Here is a 17,697-nt window from a genome sequence, read left to right on the forward strand (position 1 = left end):
CCCTCAAGATCTGTTGTCAGCCGAGAACTTCCAGCGTGCGCATGATACCGCGCAGTTCCGCCAGACCCTTCAGCCGTCCGATGCAGGAATAGCCGGGATTGACGCGTCTGCCTATGTCGTCGATGATCGCATGGCCGTGGTCCGGGCGCATCGGGATCTGCCAGTCCGCGCGGCCTTCCGCCTTGCGACGCTTTTCCTCGGCCATCAACGCCATCACCACGCGCACCATGTCCGTGTCGCCCTCCAGATGCTCGGCTTCGTGGAAGGAACCGTCCCCTTCCTTGGTGACGTTGCGCAGGTGGGCGAAATGGATGTCGGGGCCAAATTCCCTGGCCATGGCGACCAGATCGTTTTCCGGATTGGCGCCGTAGGAGCCGGTGCAGAGCGTGATGCCATTCGCCGGCGACTTTGCGGCCGCGAGCAGCGCGCGCGCATCCGAAGCCTTGCAGACGACACGCGGCAGGCCGAAGAGCGGGAAAGGCGGATCGTCCGGATGGATCGCCATTTTTACGCCGGCCTCTTCGGCGACCGGGACGATCTCGTTCAGGAAAGTGAAGAGGTTTTCGCGGAAGCCCGTCTCCGAAAGCTCCTTGTAGATGTCCAGCATACGGTTGAGGCTCTGCCGGTCGTAGACGAATTCGCGGGCCGGCACCCATTCAATCAGGTTGCGCTCCAGCCGGGCGAGATCGCTCTCGCCCGCCGTCTTCAGCCAAGCTTGGGCCTTCTCCATGCGATCGGCAGGATGATCGGCCTCGGCGCCGGGGCGCTTCAGGATGAAGACGTCATAGGCGCAGAATTCGACGATATCGAAACGTAGCGCGGTGCCGCCATGCGGCATCTCGTATTCGAGATCGGTGCGCGTCCAATCGGTGATCGCCATGAAATTGTAGCAGACCGTTCTGATGCCGGCCTTGGCGACCGCGCGGATCGAGGCCTTGTAGTTGTCGATCAGCTCGCGGTAACGACCGGTGCGGGTCTTGATGTCCTCGTGGACGATGATGCTTTCTACCACCGACCAGGCGAGCCCGGCCTCCTCGATGATCGCCTTGCGCTTCAAAATCTCGTCGTCGGGCCAGACGCGGCCGTCGTTCAGGTGATGCAGCGCGCTGACGATGCCGGTCGCACCCGCCTGTTTCACATGCGAAAGCTTGACCGTATCGTCCGGTCCGAACCAGCGCCAAGTCTGTTCCATTGTCTTGCTACCTTATGCTTGTCAGCCGAGCCGCATGCCGGTTGCGGCATCGAAGATATGGCTGTTGGTGGGTGCAAGCGCCAGATTGAGCACCTCGCCGGTTTTGATGAAAAGCCGCTCGCGCAGCTGCGCCGAGAACTTCTGGCCGTCGACTTTGCCCTGGACGAAGGTTTCCGAACCGGTCGGCTCGATATTCGTCACCGTCATCGGAATGCCCTCGTTCCCCGAGGCGATGGCGAGATGTTCCGGCCGGATGCCGTAGGTGACCGAGGTGCCAGCCAGGGCGGAAGCCTCGGGGCCGAGCGGCAGGCGAACGCCGTTTCCGGTCAGCACGGACTTGCGGTCCTCGGCCACCTTGCCGGAAAGGAAATTCATCGAGGGTGAACCGATGAAGCTGGCGACGAAGGTGTTGACCGGCTTGTCGTAGAGCTCCAGCGGCGCGCCGACCTGCTCGACGATGCCGTCCCTCATCACCACGATCCGGTCGGCCATCGTCATTGCCTCGATCTGGTCGTGGGTGACGTAGACGGTGGTCGTCTTGATGCGGGCGTGGATGTCCTTCAGCTCGGCACGCATCTGCACGCGCAGCTTGGCGTCGAGGTTGGACAGCGGTTCGTCGAAGAGGAAAACCTTGGGGTTGCGGACGATGGCGCGGCCCATGGCGACGCGCTGGCGCTGGCCGCCGGAGAGCTGTTTCGGGTAACGCTTGAGGTAATCGGTTAGCCCCAGGATACGCGCCGCGTCGGCGACCCGCTCGGCGATCTCCTCCCTGGATTTCTTGGCGAGCCGGAGCGAAAAGCCCATGTTCTCGGCGATCGTCATATGCGGATAGAGCGCATAGTTCTGAAAAACCATGGCGATGTCGCGGTTCTTCGGCTCGACCTCGTTGATGACGCGACCGTCGATGCGGATCGTGCCACCGGAGATATCCTCCAGCCCGGCGATCATCCGCAGCAGCGTGGACTTGCCGCAGCCGGAAGGACCGACGAGGACGACGAAAGCACCATCCGGCACATCGACCGACACGCCCTTGATGGTCTCGAGGTCGCCATAGGCCTTGCGGACGTTCTGGATTTCAACGGAAGCCATGTATTTATCCTGAAACTGTTCGGGTTTGGGGCTTCAACCGATCTGCGGCGTGAATGGCTGCGAGCAGGCTGAGGCCGGTGTGGTAACCGGGATCGAGATCCGGCGTGGCGGGCACAAAATCGACGGGGCCGTCCTTGGTTTTGGTCTGGTAGGCGATCGGGGCCAAGCCGCGCCAGTAGCGCTCGAAGAACGCGGCATGCGCCGTCTTCCAGACGTCGAGGCTCTCGGCGCTGCCGGTGCGCTCGTGGGCGAGGGCCGCCGAACGGATGGTTTCCGGCAGCGACCACCACGGGCAATAGGGGCTCTGCGCCTCACCAGTCTCGATGGAGACGGCGAGCGTGATGCCCGGACCGACGAAGCCCTTGCGGAAGGACGAGACGAGGATGCGTTCCAGCGTTTCGATCAGCGCCGGATCGGCTGTGTCGTCAAGATAGTCGAGCGCGAAGCCGACGAACTCGATTCCGTGGCCGACATTGCATAGATCCTTGCCCGGCACGTTGCGCAATAAGCCGGTCGCGGCGTCGTAATGCCTGTCGATGACATGGGCGATAAAACGGTCGGCAAAGGCGAGATGCACCGTGTGTCCGGCGCGTTTCAGCGGGCCTGCGGCACCGAGCAGAATCATCCGCGGGCCGAAATCTTCGGGCTGGACGGCAAGGCTGTGGAGCGAGAGCGGCCGGCGTTCGTCCATCTGGAAGCGGCCGCTTTCAACGGCGGTGATCACACGGTCGAAATAGGCGAGGTGACCGGCGATATCCGGCAGGCCGTAGCGGCTTGCGGCTGCCACCAGTCCCTTGGCCACGAAGGCATCCGAATAGGTGTAGATCAGCGCCGGCTTTTCCTGAGCGTGGAGCACGTTGGACTGATCCGCATAGATGGCCTGCATATCGCGGTCGTAGCAGAAATAGGCATGGCCATCCGGCTTCTGCAAGGCAGCCAGTAGGTCGTGGAGGCGGCGGCCGGCGGTATCGAGCTTCTTGGCGAGGGGCGGCAATTCATCGTCAAAGAACTCCGCATGTCCGACCAAGGCTTCCAGCCCCCGCCCCTGGATCCAGCCATAGGTGTAATCCGGGCCACGGATGCCATCCTCCGAACTGTAGTCCTTGAGCGTCAGGCTGTTCTGCTTGGTGTTCAGAAACCCGCCGCCGAGCATTGGCCGCTGCAGCATCCAGTAGAGGGTGCCTGCATTGGCCGCGGCATAGGTGGTGCGGGCGTCCTCGAAGAAATCCATCGCCATCGTCACTCCTTGAGACCGGTGCTGGCGACGCCCTGAACGAAGTTGCGGCGCAGGATGACGAACAGAAGGATGGACGGAATGAGGACGGTGGCGGAGGCGGCGCTCAAGCGGCCGAGATCGACCGTGAAGCCGGTCTGGAACAGCGCCAGGCCCACCTCGATCGTGTAGCTGGTGCGGGTCGTCGCGACGATCATCGGCCAAGCGAAGGCGGTCCAGGCCTGGAAGAAGGCGAGCACGGCGAGTGCGCCCAAAGCGCCGCGCAAGAGCGGCAAAACGATATGCAGGAAAATCCAGAATTCGCCTGCGCCGTCGATGCGGGCCGCTTCCAGCAGTTCGTCGGGGATCGAATGAATGACGTTCTGGCGGATCAGGAAGATGCCGAAACTCATCACCAGGTAACCGAGCAGCAGGCCCCAGACGGAATTGAGGATGCCGAGGCTTTTTGCCTGGAAATAGAGCGGGATCATGTAGACCTCGAACGGCACGATGGCGGTTGCGAGGAAGAGCGCGAACAGGATGTTCAGCGTCCGGAAGCGGAATTTGCCGAAGATGTAACCGGCGATCGCCGAGGTGGCAACGATGGCGACCGTCGACATGACGGCAAAGGCGATGCTGTTGCCGATCCAGCGCAGGAGCGGCGTTTCGCCGAGCACGGCGGAGAAATTGGCAATCGTCGGGTCGCGCGGGATGATGGTCGGCGGCCAGCTGAGCATTTCCGCCGGGGTCTTGAAGGCGTTGGCCACCAGGAAGACCAGCGGCAGCAGCATCAGGATCGAGACGACGATCAGGAAGACGTCGATCGCGAAGTTCATCACCCGCTTCTTGCGGCGCAGGCGAACGCCCTCGGCAAGCTCTTCAGCGGTGGGTTCAATATAGTTCACGGAATCGGCGGTCATGCCTTGCCCCTTTCCCGCAGCGTCGAGAACTGGATGAGCGTCAGCGCCAGAACGATGACCAGAAGCACGACGGCTTCGGATGCCGCGTAACCGACGCGGTAATTGCGGAAGCTGTTTTCCAGCATATCGAGAACCAGCACCCGTACCTGCCGCCCCGGCGCGCCTTGCGCATCGGATGCCAGCACGAAGGCCTGGGCGTAAACGTTGAAGCCGGAGACGAGCGTCACGACCGAGACATAGAGGGTGATCGGCTTCAGCATCGGGATCGACAGGTACCAGAAGCTCTGCGGGCCGGAAGCGCCGTCGAGCTTGGCCGCTTCATAAAGCGAGACCGGCAGGTTCTTGAAACCGACGATATAGATCAGCACCGCATAACCCAGCGCCTGCCAGGAGCAGAGCACGATGATGCAGATGACCGACAGGACCGGATCGAACAGCCAGGATTGCGCCGGGATGCCGAAGAAGGTCAAAAGCGCATTGAGCGGGCCGAGGCGGGCATCAAATATCCATTTCCAGGCCATGGCGGCGGGAACCAGCGACACGACATGCGGAATGAAGATCGCGGTCTCGTAAAAGCCGGCCATCCGCGAGCGGGTGCGGTGAAAGATCAGCGCGGCGATGATCAGCGCCATCGGGATGGTCAGGATCAGCACCCCGAAGGCGATGATCGTGGTATTGACCAGCGCATCGAGGAACAGGTGGTCGCCCATCAGCTCGCGAAAATTGGCGAGGCCGACGAAGGGCTTGTTCTTCGACAGGATGTCCCATTTGAAAAGGCTGAGCCTCAGCGTGTCGGCGATCGGATAAAGCCGGACATAGGCAAAGATTGCCAGGGTCGGCAAGATCGCAAGGATCGCAAAAATCCATCTTTTGCGCTTCACCATAAAGTTTGGCCTGTAGACAGCAGGGTTCGGCCGCGGCGCGGGTCGGACCCAGGATCCCCGTTAAAGTGCCCGGAGCAATGATGCTCCGGGCCCATGCGATTGGCGAGTGGTGCTGGCGATTATTTCGCAGCCAGGCCTTCGCGGCCGAGGATGGTATTCACTTCGTCGCTGGTCTTCTTCAGGAAGGCGTCGATCTTGGCATCGTCGCCGGCAAGCGAGGCGTCACCGAAGGCGGCGACGAGCTGGGCGGCAACGCGGGTCAGGATCTCTTCGATCGGGCCGATCGACGGCAGCGTGAAGAACTCGTAGCCCTTCGGATAGTCGACGAAGGCGGCAAAGGCCGGCTGCTTGGAGGTGACGCTCGAATAATCGACGCCCGAACGGTTCGGCAGCCAGCCGACGTTCTGGAGCAGCCACACCAGGTTTTCCGGCGAATTGGCGGCCTTGGCGAATTCCCAGCCGAGCTTGGCATCGGCGCCCTTGCCGGCGACGTAGAGGTTAGTGGGCAGGGCGATGGAACCCTTCGGCAGCGGCGCGGTGGCGTATTTCAGATCCGGCGCCTTCTTGGCGATGTCGCCGATCACCCAGGATTCACGGATGAACATGGCGGTCTGGCCACGCTCGAAGGCATCGGCGTCCGCCGGCATTTCCGGGGTGACCGTCTTGGTGGTGAAGATGTTGGTGAGATATTGCTTCAGCGCCTTGCGGCCGGCTTCATTGGCGAAATTGGGCTTCCACTTGCCGTCGCCGGCGGGAACCAGGATGGCGCCGCCATATTGATGCATGTTGATCCAGAATTTCTCCGCAATGCCCTGGCCACCGCCCGAGAGACGCAAGCTCCAGCCGGAGACGGTCGCCTTGCCGGATGCGTCGCGCTTGGTCAGCTTCTCGGCATAGGCGGAATATTCCTCCATGGTCTTCGGCGCGGCAATCAGCCCCGCAGCCTTGAACATGTCGGTGTTGTAGTAGAGGGCACCCTGGCCGCGGAAAAGCGGCACGCCATAGATCTTGCCGCCCTGACCTGCGGTATCGCTGAAGAACTTGTCGAAGTTCTTCAGGTCCTTGACGAAAGTCGAGATATCGGCTGGCGCTTCCGGAAGAAGATCGTTTTCGAGGTAACGGGTGGCGGTCGAACCGGAGAGCTCGATGACCGTCGTGCCGTCCTGGCCGCCGGTAAGGCCGAGTGCTACGCGCTTTTCGTGCTCGCGAAGGGCGATCGCCTCGACCTTCACCTCGAGTTTCGGATAAGCGGCCTTCATGCCCTGCGCGACATGTTCGTAGAACGGTGCCATTTCCGGATAACCGCTCCAGACCGTCAGCGTTTCAGCCGAAACGGTGGAGGCGCCGGAGAGAAGGGCTGCGCCGAATGCCGCGCTCAAAAGCAGCGCGCGGGTCGAAATCCTGGTCTTTACTGATCTGTTTTCCATGTCCCTGTTCCCTTGTTGTTGTTAACAAAAAGCTCTCATGCAACCGGTTGCGTGTCAAGCATCGGATCGTTTCCGGCGGTCCCTTGGATCATGCGGCCCCGCTTCCGCTGGGGGTCTCATCCGCGAGCCTGATGGCGCAGGCCGCGAGCGCTTCCGCCGAGCCCGGCGCGAAGGTCGCGGCCAGGCCGTAATAGCGATGCGCCTCGTCGACTTCGTAGCCGCCGAACTGGAATTCGCTGGCCGGCGGGATGTAGCCGGGATTATCGTCGGCAAAACCGATGACGAAGGCCGGCTCGTCCGCCCCGAGGCTCGTGCGGATCGACAAAGCCGTCTCCGCAAAGATTTCACCGGGCAGCGCCACGATCGGCACGCCGCCCCAATCGAGCACGGTCACGCGGGCTGCCAGCGGTTCGGGCTTGAGGGGGGCGATATCGCGCGCCCAATCGGCCCAGTAACCCAGCAGGTTTTTGCGTGCGGGGTCGGCGCTCAAGGCTTCTTCCCGCCAGCGCTTTTCGAGAATGTCGGACGCTTCCGTCTCTCTGCGTTCGAACGCGAGGCTCACTGTGCCGTTGCGGGCATGCACCTTGTCCGAAACCGGCTCTTCTGCAGCGCCGAGCGCCGCCTCGGCGATCTTGCGGCCGATCCGTTCGGCGGCAGCAAAACTGCGATCCGGGTTGGCGGCAAGCGAGATCGAGGCATGCGCCGAGTGGCCGGTATTGGCGTCGCCGACGCAGCCGGTCATGAACAGGGCGACGGCGTCGGGATGGGCTTCTTCCAGCGCCTGGCGAACGAAATGCGGATAGTCGGCCGTCCAGTGAAGATTGTCGGCCGCCAGCACGACCGGGTGGCAGGCATAGGCAGTGACGAGGGCGATCATGCTGCCATCCGCGGCGCGGATGCGAAGGAGCGGCAGGGAAGCGTCCACGGGTCCGCCCGGATGGCGCCGATTGCGCGCAATCCCCGGATCACTTCCCTGCCCCACAGTGATGGTTGCCGGCCGGCGCGCGGCGGCGGCCCTGTCGATGGCGGCGACGCAGGCGTCTTCCAACCGCTCCAAGTAGGCTGGATCGGCTGGGATGCTGAGCCGGCCGGCCATGGAGACCGGACCGCCGTGATTGTGGAGTGCTGCGACCACGACATTATCCGCCGGCAGGACGCAGCGCTTACGGATTCGGGCGCTCGTCGCGGCATCGATACCGATGACATCGGCGACGACGACGGCCGTATCGCCGACCACCACGGCACGCGCCGTCAGGGCGTCATGGGCGCCCCTGGCCGGCAGCGTGCGGGCCGCAAAGCCGGACATGGCAAGGCCCAGGGGCGGGGTGATATCGACAATGGCGGCTCCGGCCCGGATCATGCGCAGAACGCCTTCTCGCCGTGGACCCAGGCTTCCCGCACCTTCAGTTCGCGCGCGCCTTCGGGCCATTCGAAACGGATGAGATCGGCCCGCGCGCCGACTTCCAGCAGGCCGCGCCCGCCGACGAAGCGGCCGGGATTGCGGGTCGCGAGCAAGAGCGCATCGGCAAGCGGAAGGCCCACCATCTGTGACGCGATCGCGACATTGGCGGAGAGCGGCAGGCTGGCGCCGGCGAGATAGGGCGTGCCGGCAACGCTGATGCGGCCTTCGGGAGAGACCTCGACGCGGCCGCCGACCGGCTGGTCGTAGAGGCCGGCGGGCATGCCGGCGAGCGCCACCATGTCGGACACGAGGATCGCACGATCCAGACCCTTGGCGCGCAGCATGGCCTTGAACGTGTCGGCCGGCAGGTGCCAGCCGTCGGCGATGAAGCTCGCCGTCAGCCGGTCGTCGGCGAGCTGAGCCCAGATGAAATTCGGATGGCGCGGCAACATGGCGGCGGCGCCGTTGCCGAGATGGGTGGAGAGGACCGCGCCCGCCTCGGCCGCCGCATGGATTTCATCGGCCGTCGCGGCTGTGTGGCCGAGCGCCACATGGACTCCCCTGGCCGTCAGCGCTCGGATGTATTCGATGCTTCCCTGATGTTCGGGCGCAAGCGTCACCATCGAGACCAGATTGCCGGATGCCTGCTGCCAGCGGTCGAATTCCGCGATCGACGGCGGGCGGACATGCGCGAGCGGGTGGGCGCCGCGCGGACCGTCCTTGTCGGAGATCGAGGGACCTTCGACATGGATGCCCGGCACCATCTCGGCGATCAGCCGGTGGCCGGCGCGGATCCTTGCGATATCGGCGAGCGCCTGAAGGATGGAAGTCTCGGAAGCCGTGATGATGGTCGGCAGCCAGGTAGTCACGCCGACGCTCAGCATCTCCTCGCAGAGCGAAAGGAGGATATTGGCGGTGACCTCGCCACTGTTCAGGTCGAAGCCGAGATAACCGTTGACCTGCAGGTCGATCAGCCCGGCGGAGAGATAAAGTGGGCTGGTGTTTTCCGCAGGACGAATGGCGGCAATCGTGCCGTCGGCGATGTCGATCGCAAAACCTTTGCCGGTGCGGGGATCGATACCGTCGACGACCATGGTCAGAGCGCCCTCACCCGGCCTTGGAAATTGGCGATGAAGCGGCCGTTCGCCTCGTCGCCTCCCGGCGCATTGCCGCTGCGCCAGACCGGCGGTTCGATGCCGCGTTCGACGAGTTTTGCCACCGTGCGGATCACCAGGCAATTCAGTGTGAACGCGTTGGCGAAGGTGGAGATCGCCGCGATGTTCTCGCCCATGCCGGGGACCTTCACGACCGCATCGCCGATCGGCACCTTGCAGTCGATGGCGATGTCGACAATGTCGTGGAGGTTTTGCCTGGTCGGATGGCGAGCTGGATGATCCGGCGAGGTTTTCGAAGCGTGTTCGCGGGAGCTGACGCCGATCAGGAAGGCGCCGCGGCGTTTCGCTTCCAGCGCCGCATCGATCAGCGCGGCATTGATGCCGTAGGCGTTGACGAGGATCAGCAGGTCGGTGTCGCCGAGACGCTGGTTTGATATCACCACCTTGCCGTAACCCGGCGTACGCTCGATCGCCATGGAGCGGAGCGCGCCGTTCGACAGAAGCGTGCCTTCATCGAGAATGGCGCTGATATGCATAAGGCCGCCGGCGCGGAAGAATACTTCCTGCGAGGCGAGGTTGGAATGGCCGCCGGGACCATAGATATGCACCAGCCGGTCGGCGGCGATCTGGTCGGCGAGTTTTGCCGCTGCCTTGTCGAGCGGAGCCTTTTCCTCCTCCAGAACCCGTCGCATCAGGCTTTGGGTCGAAGCGAAATAACCTTCGCAGAGCGCATCCGCATCGATGACGGAGTGATCAGGCATCGGGGTCCGAATCCTTGTCGATATAGAGGGTACAGGCAGGGTGGAAGCGCAGGATGCTTGCCGGACATTCGGTGGTCAGGGGGCCGTAAAGCGTCTTCGAGACGGCGTCGCGCTTGATGGAACCCGGCACGACGCAGAACAGCCGGTCGGCACGCAAGAGGCGCGGCACCGTGAGCGTGATCGCCTCGTGGGGTACGGAGGCGAGATCGGAAAAACAGTCGTCATCGACCTGCTGCTGGCGGCAGATGTCGTCCAGTTCGACGACCTTGACGTCGAGCGGATCGTTGAAATCGGCAACCGGCGGGTCGTTGAAGGCGATATGGCCGTTGACGCCGATGCCGAGGCAGACGAAATCGATCGGAGCCTCGTTCAGCAGGTCGGAATAGCGGCGCACTTCGGCACTCGCATCCGGTTCCGGGGTGATGCGGTGCACGGCGGCGAACGGCAACCTGGCGAACACGTGCTCGTCCAGCCAGTTGACGAACCGTGCCGGCGAAGATGGCGACAGGCCGATATATTCGTCCATGTGGAAGGCGGTGACGCGGCTCCAGTCGATGCCGGGTGCGGCGCAAAGCGCCTTCAGCATGTCCGCCTGGCTGGGAGCGGCGGCAAAGATCACCCGGACTTCGGCCTGACTTGCGAGGCGTTCCGCCAAGGCGGCGGCAATGTCGGCGGCAGCAGCGGCGCCCATCTCGGCCCTCGTGGCAAAGCTTTCGACCGCGAGGCGGTCGAAGGTCCGCCGCGTTTCCGGCGAAGGACGATGGGCGGTGGCTAGGGTCAACGCGGTCTCCATGTCTGCAGGGACGTGTCGGCAGGCGGGCTTCGCCGCGCCGCATCCGTTGCAGGTCCCCTTTTTCTTGTTGATGAAAGACTTCCATGCAACCGGTTGCATGTCAAGTGGATGAATGGCAGTCTTTCGGCTGAATACCGGGGACAGAATTGATAGCGCCGCGGACTTCATGCTAAGTGCCAGGCCAAACGGGCGAGTTCTCAATTTCCATGATCAAGCGGACCAAGGGCGTCACCATCAGCCAGGTCGCCGATGCGGCAGGCGTTGCGCGTTCCAGCGTCTCGCGCGCTTTCACGCGACCGGACATGCTCTCCCCGGAAACCGTGACGCGGATCATGAAGGCGGCGGAAGCGTTGGGCTACGTGCCGAACCACACGGCGCGGGCGCTGAGCACCGGGCGGCACGGCAATGTCGGTCTGATCGTGCCCGACATCGCCAACCCGTTCTTTCCCCCGCTGATCCAGGCCGCCCAGTTGGAAGCGGATCGTTCCGATTTCTGCATCTTCCTCGGCAATACGGAGGAGAACCCGAAACAGGAGGACAAGCTGGTCGGCCGGTTTGCCGGCCAGGTCGAGGGCCTGGTGCTCGCCTCCTCGCGCCTTTCGGACGAGCGCATCCGCGCCCATGCGGGCCAGTTGCCGCTGGTGCTGATCAACCGCGATATCGACGGAATCCCTCGGGTGCTGATCGACAGCGGATCGGGCGTTAGGGAAGCGGTCGAACATCTCGCCCAGTTCGGGCACCGCCGGATCGTTTATGTCAGCGGCCCGTCGAATTCCTGGTCGAACAAACAGCGCCGCACCGCCATCAAGGCCGCCGCGACACGCCTTGGCATTGTGGTCGAAACCGTGCCGGCGGTGCTGGCGAGCTACAATTCCGGCCGCAACGCCGTCAGCGCGATCCTTGCCACCGGCGCCACGGCAGCCGTCGCCTTCGACGACCTGACGGCGCAGGGCGTGCTGGCCGGGCTTTCCGAAAAGCGGGTTTCGGTGCCTGGCGATTTCAGCCTGATCGGCTGCGACGACGTGCTCGGCGCGGTCACCTACCCGGCCCTGACATCGGTCTCCAACCGCTCGACGGAGGCCGGCCGGGTGGCCGTCTCGCTGCTCCTCGACATGCTGCAGTCGCGCGCCATCCGCGACGTGCGCTACGTGCTGGAAACGCATCTCGTGGTGCGCAATACGACGACCACGGCGCGATAGATCGGGAACCTTGGCGCCAACGGCCGGTTCGGAAGGATATCCAATCTTTCCCGGGAGGTTTCCATGTCCAAGAAGAACAAGAAGAAATGGTCGCAGGACGTGACCGAGCACAGCGACGCGATGGACCTGAAGGGTGACGTGTTCAAATCGCGCAGCCCGAAAAAGATCGCCGACTCCCTCAAAAGTTCCGCCGAAGCCAGCCATCGCCGCAAGGCAAGCCCGTTCCAATCGGCCATGTCGATGCTGAATTTCTACATCAACCGCGCCGGCGACAAGCTCTCGAAATCGCGCCACGCCACGCTGGAGAAGGCCAAGGATGAGCTTCGCAAGGATTTCGGCCGTGAACCGAAGCATTAAGATTACCCCGCCGAGCCTCGACGCCATGACCTCCACCGCCGATACCACCCTCGAGACCATTCTCTTCGAACCCAGCGAGTGGGTGCCGAACAATCCCGATCTGCCGGTACTGGTCTATCGCAACGCGATCCCGGCAGAAGGCGAGATGGCGCCAACGTTCGAGGAGCGGTTCCGGGAGAATGGCTGGCAGGGGATCTGGCTCAATGGCGTCTTCGACTATCAGCATTATCACACCGGCGCCCATTAGGTGCTGGGGATTGCCGGTGGCCGGGCGCGATTGCTGATCGGCGGGGCCGGCGGCGCCGAACTCAGCGTCAATGCCGGCGACTGCCTGATCCTGCCCGCCGGCACCGGTCACATGCGGATCGATGCCAGCCGGGATTTCCTGGTGGTCGGCGCCTACCCGCCCGGACAGGACGCGGACATCCAGACCGGGCCGGCGAGCGAAGCGCAGCTCGACAGGATCGCCAACCTGCCGCTCCCACGGACCGACCCTGTGGGAGGTGCCGAAGGTGCTCTTCTTCGCGCCTGGTCGCAACGCTGATCTTTGAGGTGGCGGCACCCCAAGCCAGCGCGCCGAATAACAGGATTCAGCCCGGCTTTCCAAGTGGCGAAATCTCGTGTTTTGCGCCTGGAAATCGGCCGTAAATCAGGCATTGGGACGCCGCGGCATAAGCGGGACCATCGAGGCCATTAGATTTCAGCCGCAAGCCGCTTTCACACCGCTGGCGCATTTGACGGCCCCCAAAATGTATGGCTACCTTATATTTTAGCGCGAACGGGAGGAGACTGCTCGCGTCACATCACACTCCGGCCTCGCCCGCGAGGTGCCGGACTGAACTCTAGGAGGAGAGTGCAGTGAAGCGATTTCTGGCAGGCGCCCTGGCGCTGGTGTTTTCCGCATACATTCCGGGCGCTACGGCCACCGCCGCCGACGATTATCCGAGCCGGCAAATCACGCTGATCGCCGGTTTCCCGGCCGGCAGCGGCGCGGACGTCTATGCCCGCTTCTTCGCCAAGAAGCTGGAAGAACAGCTCAAGCAGACCGTCATCGTCGACAACAAGCCGGGTGGCCTTGGAAGCCTTTCGGTCGTGGCGCTCAAGAACGCCAAGCCGGACGGCTATACGATGCTGATCGGTTCGGCCGATCAGCTCACCGCGGCACCTTACGTCTTCAATGCCCCGCCCTATGATCCGCTCAAGGATTTCGACTATGTCGCGCCGGTATTCAGCCAAGCATTCATGATGCTGGTCAACGCCAAGTCGCCTTACCAGAAGATTTCCGACCTGACCAAGGCGATGAAGGAAAAGGGCGCCAAGGGCTCCTACGCCACGTCGAACTTCCCCTCTGTCATCCTGGCCGAAATGTACAAGGCCAATACCGGTGTGCCGGATACGCTTCAGGTGCGCTACAAGACCAGCGCCGATTCGCTCAACGACTTTGCAAGCGGGGCGATCGACTACATGGTCGGCGATCCGGTCTTCGGCCTTGCCCGCTCGCGTGACGGGACGCTGCGCGTGCTGGCTGTCAGCACGGCGAAGCGCATTTCCTCGGTCCCGGATATCCCGACCTTTGCGGAAGAAGGGGTGCCGAATGTCGATGTGCGCATCTGGTGGGTTCTCGCCGCGCCCAAGGGCACGCCGAAGGACATCGTCGACAAGATGCACAAGGTGATGACGCAGGTCACCACCAGTGACGAAGCCCGCAAGTTCGTCGGCACCAATGGCGGCGAACCTATGACACTCGACAGCCCGAAAGCGACCCTCGACTATGCGACGATGGACACCAAGCGCTGGGAAGAGTGGGCCAAGATCGGCAAGATCGAAAAGCAGTAAGCTCCAGACGCATGACCAGATCAGGAAGGCCGGGGGGATCTCCGGCCTTTTCCGTTTCACCTATCCAAAACAGGAGCCAGAACGCCCCTCGGGAACAACCGCGGATTGATCATCTGCATCAACAGCTTCGCCGAAGATGCAGGCCCCAAGCGTGAGAAACCGCCCGCGTCAGGCAATTTTATCGGAACCAGCACCGTCGCTCGACAGTTAGACCGCAGAATTCGACGGCTCTAATCGACGGCGAGGCAAAACCGATGAACACGCGCCCCCAATTCATCGCCGGGACTTCCCTCGCGCAACTCCCACCTCAGATTTATTACGTTCATCCCCTGATGCTGCGAGGTCTGGATGCCTGGCGAGAGGTTTTTGCGCATGCCAGGGATCTCGGTTTCGACACGGTGCTGACGGCACCGCTTTTCGAGCGGGGCCACAATGCGAGCGTCTTCGTGACGAAGAATTTCGACCGGCTAGACCCGGAGCTTCAGCTCGGCTCTTCCGTCCAGGACGGGATCAAGGCCCTGGTCCAGGCGGCGCGCGAAAGCAAGATCAAGCTGATGCTCGACCTCGTGGTCGATAGGGTCGCCGTGGACGCCGAACATGCCGGGCCGATCCTCGCCGATCCGCGTATTGCGCCGCGAGACAGCTGCAGCCGCGGCATCGACTTCATGAGCGAAGCCCGCCATATCGAGGATTGGCGCAAGCGGATGGCGCAGCTAACCGGCCTCGGGATTGCCGGTTTCCGCTGCCTCGGCATCGGCCGTCTGGCGCCGGAAGCCTGGTATGACCTTATCGTATCGACCCGCAAGACCAGGCCGGAAACCACCTTTCTGGCTTGGACGCCGGGCACTTCCTTCGAAGATCGCCGGGCGCTGGAAGGTGCCGGTTTCGACGGCAGCTTCTCGTCACTCGCCTGGTGGAACCTGGAGGAACGCTGGATCCTCGACGAATACCAGATCCAGCGGCAGCTCGGGTATCAAATCACGTTTCCGGAGGCGCCGTTCGGCAAACGCATCGCCCATGGCACCGACAGTTGCGAAGTGCTGCAGAGGAAGGCGGTCCGGTCGCTGAAACTCGCCTCGACCTTCGCCAGCGGGCTGATGATCCCGATGGGTTTCGAATTCGGCGCCTCGACACCGCTCGACCCGCTGTTTGGCGATGGAATGGGGCTCAGGGGCTTGCGCGAACAGGGATCGTTCGACCTCTCTGCCGATATTCGCGGCGTGAACGCGGGTACCAACAAGACCGCCGCCGGGTTCGCCCGCCAGCCGCTCCGTCTCGTCTCCGCCAGCCAGACGCCCGCCGTGGCTTTGATGCAGACCGACCGCGAAGACGTACGCTCGGCCCAGAAGGTGCGGGTCGTGGTTTTGAACCGCGACCTGCGCCGCAGCGTGGCCGCTCCCTTCAACGCGCTTCGCGAGGCCGCCTCGCCCTTCCTGCCGCTCGAAGCGCCGGAGGCGGACGGCGAAGCCTTTGCCGCGCAGCTCAAGCTGAAACCGGGCGAGATCAGGATATTCGAAGGCCGGTCGTCGGTGCCGATCGTCGATGCCGTGCCGGTGCCCTCGGTGGACAAGGCGACCGCTTCACCCCGGCTGGCGATCGAGAAGATCACGCCCTCCGTCGATGACGGCCGTTTCGTCGTCAAACGGGTGGTCGGCGAGACGGTGAATGTCGAGGCTGACATTTTTGGCGATGGTCATGATCCGCTGGCGGCGGCACTTCTGTGGCGCGCGGCCGACGAGACCGAATGGACCGAGGAGCGCATGCAGCTCGTCCTCAACGATCGCTGGAATGCGGAGTTCACGCTGAAGCGCATGGGCCGCCACGAGTTCCTGATCGAGGCCTGGCGAAATCCCTTCGCGATCTTCCGGTATGAATTCGTCAAGAAGCACGAGGCCCGGCTCGACCTGCGGCTGGAAATCCAGGAGGGCATCAACCTCGTTCTCGATGCGCTGGACTACTCGTCCGGCAGGATCAAGACGCAGCTAAAGGCCCTGTTCGACAAGCTGACCGAGGTGCAGGACCCGCAGCGCACGGAAATCCTGCTGGCGCCCGAAACCGCCGATCTGATGGCGGAGGCTGACCGGCGGCCGTTCAAGGTCCGCTCGCAGGCGATCCCGGTCGATGCGGAGCGGATCGCTGCCGGTTTCGCCAGCTGGTACCAGATCTTTCCGCGTTCGCAGAGCGGCGATCCCAACCGGCACGGTACGTTCGACGACGTCATCAAGCGGCTGCCCGCTATCCGCGACATGGGTTTCGATGTTCTCTATTTCCCGCCCATCCATCCGATCGGCAAGACCAACCGCAAGGGCCGCAACAATGCGTTGCACGCGGCGCTGGAGGATCCGGGCAGCCCCTATGCGATCGGCTCGGAAGACGGCGGTCATGACGCGATCCACCCCGAGCTCGGCACGTTCGAGGATTTCCGCCGATTGGTGGATGCCGCCAAGGACGAGGGCCTTGAAATCGCGCTCGATCTCGCGATCCAGGCTTCGCCCGACCATCCGTGGCTCAAATCACATCCCGGCTGGTTCGACTGGCGGCCGGACGGGACGATCCGCTATGCGGAAAACCCGCCGAAGAAATACGAGGACATCGTCAATGTCGATTTCTACGCCCATGACGCGATCCCCTCGCTCTGGGTGGAACTCCGCGACGTCGTGCAGAAATGGGTCGACAACGGCGTAAAACTGTTCCGCGTCGATAACCCGCACACCAAACCCTTCCCGTTCTGGGAGTGGCTGATCGCCGATATCCGCGCCCGGCATCCGGATGTCGTTTTCCTGTCGGAGGCCTTCACCAAGCCGAAGGTGATGTACCGGCTCGCCAAGGTCGGCTTCTCGCAGTCCTATACTTACTTTACCTGGCGCAATGCCAAGTGGGAGCTCGAACAGTATATGCGCGAGATCACCACCGAGGAGCCAAAGGAATTCTTCCGGCCACATTTCTTCGTCAACACGCACGACATCAATCCGGACTTCCTGCAGAACGCGCCGCGACCGGCTTATCTGATCCGCGCAGCACTCGCGGCAACACTCTCCGGCCTCTGGGGGGTCTATAACGGTTTCGAGCTCTGCGAAGGCCGGCCGGACGCCAAGCGCAAGGAATATGCGGATTCGGAGAAATACGAGATCCGCGCCTGGGATTACGACCGCCCGGGCAATATCAAGGGCGAAATCACCCTGCTCAACCGGATCCGCCGGGAGAACCCGGCGCTGCACTCCCATCTCGGCCTCCAGCTTCTCACGGCCTGGAACGACAACATCATGTTCTTCGAGAAGGCGAGTGCCGGCCGCGAGAACGTTCTTCTGATCGCAATCAACCTCGACCCCTACAATGCCCACGAGGCGGATGTCGAAATTCCGCTCTGGTCGTGGAACCTCCCGGACCACGGCGCGCTTGACCTCGAAGACCTGGTCGGCGGCAACCGTTTCACGCTGACCGGCAAGGTCCAACGCATCCGGCTCGATCCGCGTCACGGCCTGCCGTTTTCGATCTGGCGCGTGCGATAA

General features: G+C 63.1%; 14 protein-coding genes and 1 pseudogene. 5 read left to right on the forward strand and 10 right to left on the reverse strand.

Annotated features, from left to right (window positions below; all coding sequences use genetic code 11):
• Nucleotides 1-16: 16 nt before the first annotated feature.
• The 10 genes from uxuA to ABCW43_RS07025 form a co-directional block, all read right to left on the reverse strand.
• Nucleotides 17-1,192, reverse strand: coding sequence for a mannonate dehydratase (gene uxuA / locus ABCW43_RS06980; RefSeq protein WP_345922712.1), 1,176 nt, complete (start codon nt 1,190-1,192; stop codon nt 17-19).
• Between the two features lie 21 nt (nt 1,193-1,213).
• Nucleotides 1,214-2,281: an ABC transporter ATP-binding protein gene (locus tag ABCW43_RS06985; protein ID WP_345922713.1), complete on the reverse strand. Its 1,068-nt coding sequence runs from the start codon at nt 2,279-2,281 to the stop codon at nt 1,214-1,216.
• A gap of 4 nt (nt 2,282-2,285) precedes the next feature.
• A complete protein-coding gene (locus tag ABCW43_RS06990) occupies nt 2,286-3,518 on the reverse strand; it encodes an AGE family epimerase/isomerase (RefSeq protein ID WP_345922714.1) in 1,233 nt (410 codons plus the stop codon).
• A gap of 2 nt (nt 3,519-3,520) precedes the next feature.
• A complete protein-coding gene (locus ABCW43_RS06995) occupies nt 3,521-4,414 on the reverse strand; it encodes a carbohydrate ABC transporter permease (protein ID WP_345922715.1) in 894 nt (297 codons plus the stop codon).
• Complete coding sequence (locus tag ABCW43_RS07000) at nt 4,411-5,298, reverse strand: carbohydrate ABC transporter permease (RefSeq protein ID WP_345922716.1); 888 nt, start codon at nt 5,296-5,298, stop codon at nt 4,411-4,413. The genes ABCW43_RS06995 and ABCW43_RS07000 overlap by 4 nt, the downstream gene beginning before the upstream one ends.
• Nucleotides 5,299-5,417: 119 nt before the next feature.
• Entirely contained in the window at nt 5,418-6,725 is a 1,308-nt protein-coding gene (locus tag ABCW43_RS07005; RefSeq protein ID WP_345922717.1) for an extracellular solute-binding protein, read from the reverse strand.
• Between the two features lie 88 nt (nt 6,726-6,813).
• Nucleotides 6,814-8,085 carry a neutral/alkaline non-lysosomal ceramidase N-terminal domain-containing protein gene (locus ABCW43_RS07010; RefSeq protein ID WP_345922718.1) on the reverse strand — a complete coding sequence of 424 codons (1,272 nt, stop codon included), beginning with the start codon at nt 8,083-8,085 and terminating at the stop codon, nt 6,814-6,816.
• Nucleotides 8,082-9,221 (reverse strand): N-acetylglucosamine-6-phosphate deacetylase, encoded by a 1,140-nt coding sequence (locus ABCW43_RS07015; protein WP_345922719.1) that lies wholly within the window; start codon nt 9,219-9,221, stop codon nt 8,082-8,084. Before ABCW43_RS07015 ends, ABCW43_RS07010 begins: the two co-directional genes overlap by 4 nt.
• A 2-nt stretch (nt 9,222-9,223) precedes the next feature.
• Nucleotides 9,224-10,003 (reverse strand): sugar isomerase domain-containing protein, encoded by a 780-nt coding sequence (locus tag ABCW43_RS07020; RefSeq protein WP_345922720.1) that lies wholly within the window; start codon nt 10,001-10,003, stop codon nt 9,224-9,226.
• Nucleotides 9,996-10,784: a glucosamine-6-phosphate deaminase gene (locus tag ABCW43_RS07025; protein ID WP_345922721.1), complete on the reverse strand. Its 789-nt coding sequence runs from the start codon at nt 10,782-10,784 to the stop codon at nt 9,996-9,998. Before ABCW43_RS07025 ends, ABCW43_RS07020 begins: the two co-directional genes overlap by 8 nt.
• Nucleotides 10,785-11,002: 218 nt before the next feature.
• Between ABCW43_RS07025 and ABCW43_RS07030 the strand changes: the two genes are divergently transcribed.
• The 5 genes and pseudogenes from ABCW43_RS07030 to ABCW43_RS07050 all read left to right on the forward strand — a co-directional run bounded on the left by ABCW43_RS07030 (nt 11,003) and on the right by ABCW43_RS07050 (nt 17,697).
• On the forward strand, nt 11,003-11,995 hold the full coding sequence (locus ABCW43_RS07030; RefSeq protein ID WP_345922722.1) for a LacI family DNA-binding transcriptional regulator: 993 nt from the start codon (nt 11,003-11,005) through the stop codon (nt 11,993-11,995).
• 63 nt (nt 11,996-12,058) lie between these two features.
• Entirely contained in the window at nt 12,059-12,352 is a 294-nt protein-coding gene (locus ABCW43_RS07035; protein ID WP_345922723.1) for a DUF3175 domain-containing protein, read from the forward strand.
• 25 nt (nt 12,353-12,377) lie between these two features.
• A pseudogene (locus ABCW43_RS07040) lies at nt 12,378-12,896 on the forward strand (cupin).
• 314 nt (nt 12,897-13,210) lie between these two features.
• Nucleotides 13,211-14,188 carry a Bug family tripartite tricarboxylate transporter substrate binding protein gene (locus ABCW43_RS07045; protein WP_345922724.1) on the forward strand — a complete coding sequence of 326 codons (978 nt, stop codon included), beginning with the start codon at nt 13,211-13,213 and terminating at the stop codon, nt 14,186-14,188.
• Between the two features lie 254 nt (nt 14,189-14,442).
• The gene (locus tag ABCW43_RS07050; RefSeq protein WP_345922725.1) at nt 14,443-17,697 is read left to right on the forward strand and encodes a maltotransferase domain-containing protein; all 3,255 of its coding nucleotides are present in this window, start codon (nt 14,443-14,445) and stop codon (nt 17,695-17,697) included.

This window comes from Neorhizobium tunisiense (assembly GCF_039631515.1).
Lineage (GTDB): Bacteria > Pseudomonadota > Alphaproteobacteria > Rhizobiales > Rhizobiaceae > Neorhizobium.